The following is an 8,612-nucleotide window of genomic DNA, read 5'->3' as shown; positions in this document are numbered from 1 at the left end:
CCAGCTTCTTCATGCGATACAACCGAGTCAGGCTCCACAGCCACAACAATTACTTGTCGCCGATAGCTATGGAGCAGCAGGCGGCCTGATCACCGTAATCGGTGTCCGGAAAAACTTGACCAGAACAAGCCAGCTCCCACAGGTATTGCGTGCACCGCGGGACCTGTGGGAGCTGGCTTGCCAGCGATAGGCCCTACAGCCACACCGCATCCCAATGGGAATAATCACCCGCCTTTCTGACCAGTCCAGCCCGAATCGGGTTGGCGACGATGTAGCGGGCAACTGCCACGATATCTTCTTCCCGCCTCAAGGCCCGGTCATGAAACCCTTGCTGCCATAGCTTGCCTTGTCGGCCACAGGCCTTGTTCACAACACAGGTACTTCGTGATTTGAAGCGTCGCATCAAGGTCTTCAGGGTCACATTCTTCAATTCAATCAACCAGTGCAGGTGATCGGGCATCACTACCCATGCGAGAGAAGTGACCGAGCCTTCCTGTTCTGTTTGCCTGAGTTGATAGATCACCAATCTGGCCAGGCCGAAATCGTTGAATATCGGTTCTCGGCGTTCAGTAGCAGTAGTCAGTACATACAGCCTGCCGGGCTCTGAAACCCGGCCACGGCGCAGGCGGTGGGAAGAGGGACGGTCCATGTCTCGCTCCTTGAATGTGGAAAACTCAAGGTAGCCGTGAGGCTGGTCCAGGGAGGAGAGTCATTGATTCCTGTTGTGTCTGGACCGGCCAATCGCTGGCAAGCCAGCTCCCACAGGTATCGCGCAGCACCGCTGAACCTGTGGGAGCTGGCTTGCCAGCGATGAGGCCCGAGAGATCAGCGCTTGTTCAACCGCCTGGCCAACCGGTCCCCACTCACCTGGATCAACGCCACCAACACCACCAGCATGACGATCACCGTCAACATGATCTGGCTGTCGAAGCGCTGGTACCCATACCGATAGGCAATATCCCCCAGCCCACCCGCACCAATGGCTCCGGCCATGGCCGAGGAGTTGATCATGGTCACCAGGGTGATGGTGAACCCACCAACGATCCCCGGCAGTGCCTCCGGCAACAGCACATGCCAGACGATATGCCACCTGCGACAGCCCATGGCCTGCGCCGCTTCGATCAAGCCGTGATCCACTTCCCGCAGACTCACCTCGGCAATCCGCGCAAAGAACGGCGTCGCGGCAATGGTCAACGGCACCACCGCCGCCCAGACCCCATACGTGGTCCCGACGATCAACCGGGTAAACGGAATCAGCGCGACCATCAGGATCAGGAACGGAATCGACCTGAACAGGTTGACGAACGCCCCCAGCACCCGGTTCACAGTGGGCGCCTCGAAGGTCCCGCCCTTGCCGCTGGTGACCAGGATCACCGCCAGCGGAATCCCCACCAGCAAGGCGATCAGCGACGACACACCGACCATCAGCAGGGTGTCGATCACCCCCTGCAACAAGCGATCAAACCACATAGCCCAGCACCTCCACCTGCGCCGCCCAGTTGCGGGCACGCTGGATAATCACGTCATGGGTATGCACCGACGCAGACACGGAAATCACCAACTGCCCCAGCGCGCGCTCCTGGATCGGCTCGATCCCGCCCTGCAACAGGCTGACCTTGCCTCGCAGCGCACTGAACAGTGCCGCCAGATCCGGCGCCTCGCGGTCCTGGCCGCTGATGCGCAAGCGCAATACCAGCGCGGCCCGTGAATCGGGTGCGGTCGGCAACAAGCGCTCCAGCAACGATGCCGGCAAGGCAGGCTGCAACGGCGCCAGCAAGGTGCGACTGACCTCGTGCCGAGGATCGCCAAACACCTGCCACACCTCGCCCTGCTCGACGACCCGCCCGCGCTCCAGTACCACCACGCGGTGGCAGAGATCGCGGATCACCGCCATCTCGTGGGTGATCAGGACAATGGTCAGCCCCAGGCGCCGATTGATATCCCGCAGCAGCCCGAGGATCGATTCGGTGGTCTCCGGATCCAGCGCCGAGGTGGCTTCGTCGCACAGCAGGATAGCCGGGTCATGCACCAGCGCCCGGGCAATCCCGACGCGCTGTTTCTGCCCACCGGACAACTGCGCCGGATAGACGTGATGCTTCTCCTGCAACCCCACCAGCTCCAGCAACGCTTCCACTTTGCGCCGCCGCTCGGCCTTCGCCACGCCAGCCACCTTGAGCGGCAGTTCGACGTTCTGCCACACGGTCTTGGCCGACATCAGGTTGAAGTGCTGGAAGATCATGCCGATGCGCCGGCGCAGGCCGACCAGTTGGTCCTCGTCGTAGCCGGCGATATCCACCTGGTCGATCAGCACCCGTCCGCCGCTGGGCTGTTCCAGGCGGTTGATGGTGCGGATCAGCGATGACTTGCCGGCGCCGCTGCGGCCGATGATGCCGAAGATCTCGCCGTGCTGGATGTTCAGGTCGATGTCGGCCAGGGCCGGGGCGTCCTGCCCCGGGTAGGTCTTGTGCAGACCGACGAAGCGCACATGGGCGCTGTTCAGCTCCGGGTGCAACTGACGGCGGATCGCTTCGAGCGGCGGCGCATCCAGCGCCACACGGGCGTTGGCGGTACTCATCTCAGCTCTCCCAGCCCGGCTGGTAGAGCTTGCCGTGGGCCTTGTCCAGCGCCGCACGAACCACCGGCGAGTGCTGGTAGATATCGATGAATTTCGCCAGGCGCGGGTCGTCCTTGCTCTTGGGCTTGATCACGAACTGGATCACGTATTCCTTGTGGTCGATACCGTCGAACAGCAGCGCTGACTCGGCATCGAATGTCTTGGCCAGGCGGATGTAGTGCGGGTAGCCCTGGACCAGGTCGGCGTCATCGTAGGCGCGCACCAGTTGCACGGCTTCGACCTGAAGGATTTTGATCTTCTTCGGGTTGGCGACGATGTCCTCTTCGGTGGCCTTGTAGCCGACGCCGTCCTTCAACGTGATTAACCCGGCCTTGGCCAGCAGTTGCAGGCCGCGCCCGCTGTTGATCGGGTCGTTGGCGATGGCCACGGTGGCACCTTGCGGCAGTTCGTCGAAGCTTTTGTATTTCTTCGAGTACAGGCCGACGTTGTTGATGATCCCCGGCGCGTAGGGTGTCAGGTCGAAACCACCGGCCGCCTTGGCGTTTTCCAGGAAGGGGATGTGCTGGAAGTAGTTCACGTCGATATCGCCGGCATTGAGGCTGACATTGGGGGCGATCCAGTCGCTGAACTCGATCAGTTCCACATCCAGACCCTGCTTCTTGGCTTCGCTGACCGCCGCTTCCAGCGGCACGGCGAAGGCTGCGGTGGTGCCGACTTTCAGGGCCTCGGCAGCATGGCTGGCGCCGATCAGGCCGAGGGAGAGGCCGATTGATAGGGATAGTGCCGCGACGGGGCGGCTGATAAGGGTCTTAAGCATGCTGGAGCGCTCCGTTCTTGTGTGCGGTGGTGGTGTGCGGGTGGCGGTAGCTGGCGCCGGGATGCTCGGCGGGCAGGTGGGCAGTGCCGGCCGGGAAGAGCTTTTCCCGCAGGCTGCCGCTGTCGTAGGCGGTCTTGTACGAGCCACGTTGCTGCAGCTCGGGAATGACCAGGTCGATGAAGTCTTCGTAGCTTTCCGGGGTCACCGTGCGGGCCAGGTTGAAACCGTCCAGGCCGGTCTCGGCGATCCAGCTTTCCAGCGCGTCGGCGACCTGTTCCGGTGAGCCGACCAGGGTGATGTAGCGCCCGCCCAGGGCGTGCTGGTCGAGCAGGCGGCGGCGGGTCCAGTCGTTGCTTTGCAGGTTCCTGGTCGCCGACTGGATGGCATTGCTCTTCACGTACTGGATCGGTTCGTCCAGCTCATAGGCGGAGAAGTCGATGCCGGTGGAGCTGGAGAAATGCGCCACCCCGGCCTCGGCACTGGCATGGCGCAGATACTCGGCGTGCTTGGCCCGGGCCTGTTCCTCGGTAGCGGCGACGATCACCGTGATACCCATGAACACCTTGATCGCCTGCGGATCACGTCCGGCGACCACGGCAGCGGCACGCACCTTGTCCACCTGGGCGCGGGTCGCGGCCTTGTTCTGGCCACTGATGAACACGCACTCGGCATGCTGCCCGGCAAAGCCCAGGCCACGCTCGGACGCACCGGCCTGGAACAGCACCGGTGTGCGCTGCGGCGACGGCTCGCAGAGGTGATACCCCTCGACCTTGTAGAACTCGCCCTGATGGCGAACCTTGTGCACCTTGTCCGGCCGGGCGTAGACCCGCTGCTCGCGGTCATTGATCACCGCACCGTCTTCCCAACTGCCTTCCCACAGCTTGTAGAGCACTTCCAGGTATTCGTCGGCCTGGTCGTAGCGGCGGTCGTGCTCGGGTTGCTCGTCCAGGCCCATGGCCTTGGCCGCGCTGTCGAGGTAGCCGGTGACGATGTTCCAGCCGACCCGGCCACGGCTCAGGTGGTCGAGGGTGGAAAGGCGCCGGGCGAACAGATAAGGCGGCTCGTAGGTGAGGTTGGCGGTCAGGCCGAAACCGAGGTGCTGCGTGACCGCCGCCATGGCCGAGACCAGCAGCAGCGGGTCGTTCACCGGGAGCTGGATCGACTCCTTCAGCGGCACGTCCACCGACTGCTGGTAGACGTCGTAGACCCCGACGATATCGGCCAGGAACAGGCCGTCGAACAGCCCGCGCTCCAGCAGTTTCGCCAGTTCGGTCCAGTATTCGATTGTCTTGTACTGGCTTGAGGTATCCCGCGGGTGGGTCCACAGGCCGTGGTTGATATGCCCGACGCAGTTCATGTTGAAGGCGTTGAGCAGGATCTTCTTCTTCGCCATCAGATGGTCCCCCGCAGCGGTGGGTTCTGCGCGTTCAGGTAGTAGTTGCCGATGGCGTGGTACTTCCAGCGCACCGGGTCGTGCAGGGTGTGGGTGCGGGCGTTGCGCCAGTGGCGGTCGAGGCCGTGCTCGGCGAGGGTGGCCTGGCTGCCGGCCAGCTCGAACAGGGTGCTGCCGGCCGCCAGGGAGATCTCGGTGCTGATGGCCCGGGCCTCGGCCACGGCAATGGAGGCGGCGGCCACGGTGTCTGCGTTGGGCTCGGCCTGGGCGCGGTCGAGGAACTCGCCGGCACGCTCCAGCAGGGCCTCGGTGGCATGCAGACGGATCGCCAGGTGGCCGACGGATTTCAGGGTCAGCGGGTCTTCGCTGGCCCGGTCATGGCCGGAATCGATCCACGGCCGGGTGCGAGTACGGACGAAGTGCAGGGCATCCTCGTAGGCGGCGCGGGCGATGCCGGTGTCGATGGCGGCGTGGAGGATCTGCGCCAGCGGGCCGACCGGGGTCGGGCGCTCGAAGGCGCTCTGGAACGGCACCACGTCGTCGGCCGCGACCGCGACGTTATCGAACACCACCGACCCACTGCCGGTGGTGCGCTGGCCGAAGCCGCTCCAGTCGTCGATCACTTTCAAACCGCTACTGTCGGCAGGGACGAAGGCCAGTTGCTGCACGCCGTTTTCATCGCCCACCGAGGTGGGGATGCGCTGGGCGTAGATCGCGCCGGTCGCGTAGAACTTGCGGCCGTTGATGCGCAACTGGTCGCCGTCGCGGGTCAGGCGGGTGGTGCGGTCGTGGGCGGTCTTGGTGCCCAGTTCGGCCAGGGCATTGCCGAAGCGCACGCCCGCCAGAACCTCGGCATAAAGACGCTTTTTCTGCGCCTCGCTACCGTTCACCCGCAGCACTTCGAGGGCATAGAAATGGTTCTGCGGAATCTGCCCCAGGGAGCTGTCGGCCTGAGCGATACGGGCGATGACTTTCACCAGGGTGACGTTGGAAACACCCGCGCCGCCGTAGGCCTTGGGCACGCTGATGCCCCACAGCCCGGAGCGCGAGAACAGCTCCAGCTCGGCATGGGGCAAGCGCCGTTCGCGGTCGCGCAGGATGCTGTCCTGTTGCAGTTTGCCGGCGATCTGGTCGGCGATGGTAAGCGCCTGGGCGTCGTCGACGATCACCGGCACGTCGTAGTGCGGAAGGGAAACGTGGCTCATCAAAGGGGCTCCAGTGGTCTGGTCAAATCCAGGAGTGCCGGGCGGGCAGGCTGCCGTTGAGGTGGAAGGCGCCGACGGCGTGGTATTTCCAGCGCACCGGGTCGTGCAGGGTGTGCACCCGGGCGTTGCGCCAGTGACGGTCGAGGTTGAATTCGGCAAGGGTCGCGCGGCTGCCGGACAGCTCCAGCAGCTTCTCGCTGGCGAGCAGGGAAATCTCGGTGCTGAGTACCTTGGCCTCGGCCACGGCGATGGAGGCGCGGGCGGCGGATTCGATGGTCACCGGGGCCGCGTTCACCTCGTCCAGCACCCTGGCGGCCTTGGCCAGCAGGGCGTTGGCGGCGTGCAGTTCGAGCTTGAGGCGGCCGATATCGGCGATTACGTAGGGATCGTCGCTGGCGCGCTCGACGCCGGCATCGATCCACGGCCGGGCGCGTTCGCGGACGAAGGCGATGGTGTCGTCGATGGCGGCTTCGGCGATGCCGGCATCGATGGCGGCCTGGATTAGCTGGGACACAGCGCCCTGGATGTTCGGCAGGTCGCCGATGCGCCAGTTCTCGATCACCAGTTCGGCGTCCACCGGCACTTCATTGAGCAGCACGGTGCCGCTGGCGGTGGTGCGCTGGCCGAACCCGGACCAGTCGTCGACGATGCGCAGCCCTGGGCTGCCGCGGCGGACGAAGGCCATCACCTGGCGGCCCTCGTCGTTCAGCGCCTTGACCGCCACCCAGTGGGCGAACAGGGCGCCGGTGGAATAGAACTTCTGGCCGCTGATCACGTAGCCGTCGCCCTGGCGGGTGATGCGTGCCTTCAGTTCCAGGGTGTTCTTGGTACCGCGCTCGGGCCCGGCATTGCCGATGCGCCAGCCGTCCAGTACAGACTGGAACAGCACTTCCTTCTGCTGCTCGGTGGCAGCGCCACGGATCAACTGGAGGATGCCGACCTGGTTCTGCGGAATCTGCCCCAGCGCCGGATCGGCGGCGCTGATGACGCGGAACACTTCGGCCAGGGCGCTGAACGACAGCCCCGGTCCGCCGTATTCACGGGGAATGCTGATGCTGCCCAGGCCGCTGCGGGTGAACTGCTCGACCTCGGCCCACGGCAGTTTGCGTTGCTGGTCGCGCTTGCCGGCCTGGGGGCGGGCGACGGCGGCCAGTTCATGGGCGGCCTGAATGGCCTCGGCGTCGCTGCGCAGGACGTTGGCGGGCAGTAGCAGCGGCGCGGTGTCCAGATCGCTGTGGACGGTGGTGGTGGCGAGATTGGACATGACCTGACCTCATCTTCTGGGAAATCGACAGAAAAGCACTGGGGTCCGGTGGTCCGGTTCATATACCGTAATCGTGTATAAAAATTATTTGAACTAACGATTGGGAATATGGATAGACAGAGGGTTGTTGCTGTAGCAACACAGATTCAACAGTCCCAGGGGACCGCTTTGCGGTCCTTCGCGGGCAAGCCACGCTCCTACAAGAACACCGCGTACCCCTGTAGGAGCGTGGCTTGCCCGCGAAGGGCCGCACAGCGGCCCCAGAGGCCATCAATCTTTGTCTCCTAAGCTAATTCGAAAAAGTTATTTATTTCTGTTTTCTTAGATCAATTAGTCTTTGTTGCATCCACTACCCACCACTGCCCGCCAGGAGTGCAACATGACCTTCTTCGCCCCACTGCGCCTGTTTTCCGCCCTGGCGTTGGCCGGTGCCGCCGTTTTCGCCCAGGCTGCCGACCTGACCGTCGCCTACCAGACCACCGTCGACCCGGCCAAGGTGGCCCAGGTCGACGGTCGTTATGAACAGGCCAGCAAGGCCAGCATCGACTGGCGCAAATTCGACAACGGCGCCGATGTGATCACCGCCGTCGCCTCCGGTGACGTGCAGATCGGCTACCTCGGTTCCAGCCCGCTGGCCGCCGCCGCGACCCGCAAGCTGCCGGTGGAAACCTTCCTCATCGCCACCCAGATCGGCGCCGCCGAAGCCCTGGTCGCCCGCGAAGGCGCCGGGATCAATTCGCCCCAGGACCTGATCGGCAAGAAAGTCGCCGTGCCCTTCGTTTCCACCGGCCACTACAGCCTGCTGGCGGCGCTGAAACAGTGGAACATCGACCCGTCCAAGGTGCAGATCCTCAACCTCGCGCCACCGGCGATCATCGCCGCCTGGAAGCGCGGTGATATCGATGCCACCTACGTCTGGGACCCGGCACTGGGCGTCGCCAAGGAAAACGGCAAGGTGCTGATCACCTCCGGCGAGCTGGCGCAGAAAGGCGCACCGACCTTCGACGCCTGGATCGTGCGCAAGGACTTCGCCGCCAAGCACCCGGACGTGGTCAAGGCCTTCGCCAAGGTGACCCTCGACGCCTACGCCGACTACCGCAAGGACCCGCAAGCCTGGCTGGCCGACAAGGCCAACGTCGACAAGCTGGCCAAGCTGTCCGGCGCCAAGACCAGCGATATCCCGGCCCTGCTGCAGGGCAACGTGTTCCCGCTGGCCGCCGACCAGGTCGCCGCCCTCGGCGCACCGACCACCCAGGCGATCACCGAGACCGCCAGGTTCCTCAAGGAGCAGGGCAAGGTCGAGGCGGTGCTGCCGGATTACTCGCCGTACGTCAGTTCTTCGTTCATCACTCACTGAG

Annotated in this window: 8 protein-coding genes; 1 reads left to right on the top strand and 7 read right to left on the bottom strand. The window is 64.3% G+C overall.

The features are described from left to right. Positions 1-193: 193 nt before the first annotated feature. The 7 genes from PSEMO_RS21495 to PSEMO_RS21465 form a co-directional block, all read right to left on the bottom strand. Complete coding sequence (locus PSEMO_RS21495; protein ID WP_075804978.1) at positions 194-649, bottom strand: REP-associated tyrosine transposase; 456 nt, start codon at positions 647-649, stop codon at positions 194-196. 176 nt (positions 650-825) lie between these two features. Further along, positions 826-1,470, bottom strand: a complete 645-nt coding sequence (locus PSEMO_RS21490; RefSeq protein WP_075804977.1) for a methionine ABC transporter permease — start codon at positions 1,468-1,470, stop codon at positions 826-828. Next, the gene (locus tag PSEMO_RS21485) at positions 1,460-2,575 is read right to left on the bottom strand and encodes a methionine ABC transporter ATP-binding protein (RefSeq protein WP_075804976.1); all 1,116 of its coding nucleotides are present in this window, start codon (positions 2,573-2,575) and stop codon (positions 1,460-1,462) included. Before PSEMO_RS21485 ends, PSEMO_RS21490 begins: the two co-directional genes overlap by 11 nt. A 1-nt stretch (position 2,576) precedes the next feature. Continuing rightward, complete coding sequence (locus PSEMO_RS21480) at positions 2,577-3,392, bottom strand: MetQ/NlpA family ABC transporter substrate-binding protein (RefSeq protein ID WP_075804975.1); 816 nt, start codon at positions 3,390-3,392, stop codon at positions 2,577-2,579. After that, positions 3,385-4,785, bottom strand: a complete 1,401-nt coding sequence (locus PSEMO_RS21475; protein ID WP_075804974.1) for an LLM class flavin-dependent oxidoreductase — start codon at positions 4,783-4,785, stop codon at positions 3,385-3,387. The genes PSEMO_RS21480 and PSEMO_RS21475 overlap by 8 nt, the downstream gene beginning before the upstream one ends. Further along, positions 4,785-5,990 carry an SfnB family sulfur acquisition oxidoreductase gene (locus tag PSEMO_RS21470; protein WP_075804973.1) on the bottom strand — a complete coding sequence of 402 codons (1,206 nt, stop codon included), beginning with the start codon at positions 5,988-5,990 and terminating at the stop codon, positions 4,785-4,787. Before PSEMO_RS21470 ends, PSEMO_RS21475 begins: the two co-directional genes overlap by 1 nt. A gap of 22 nt (positions 5,991-6,012) precedes the next feature. Next, on the bottom strand, positions 6,013-7,254 hold the full coding sequence (locus PSEMO_RS21465) for an SfnB family sulfur acquisition oxidoreductase (protein ID WP_075804972.1): 1,242 nt from the start codon (positions 7,252-7,254) through the stop codon (positions 6,013-6,015). Between the two features lie 379 nt (positions 7,255-7,633). Between PSEMO_RS21465 and tauA the strand changes: the two genes are divergently transcribed. Continuing rightward, on the top strand, positions 7,634-8,611 hold the full coding sequence (gene tauA / locus PSEMO_RS21460) for a taurine ABC transporter substrate-binding protein (RefSeq protein WP_075804971.1): 978 nt from the start codon (positions 7,634-7,636) through the stop codon (positions 8,609-8,611). Position 8,612: the final 1 nt, after the last annotated feature.

Origin of the sequence: Pseudomonas putida (genome assembly GCF_001941965.1) — a bacterium.
GTDB classification, from domain to species: Bacteria; Pseudomonadota; Gammaproteobacteria; order Pseudomonadales; family Pseudomonadaceae; genus Aquipseudomonas; species Aquipseudomonas putida_L.
Note: the sequence above shows the minus strand (reverse complement) of the source record. Positions and strands in the feature narration are given on the sequence as shown.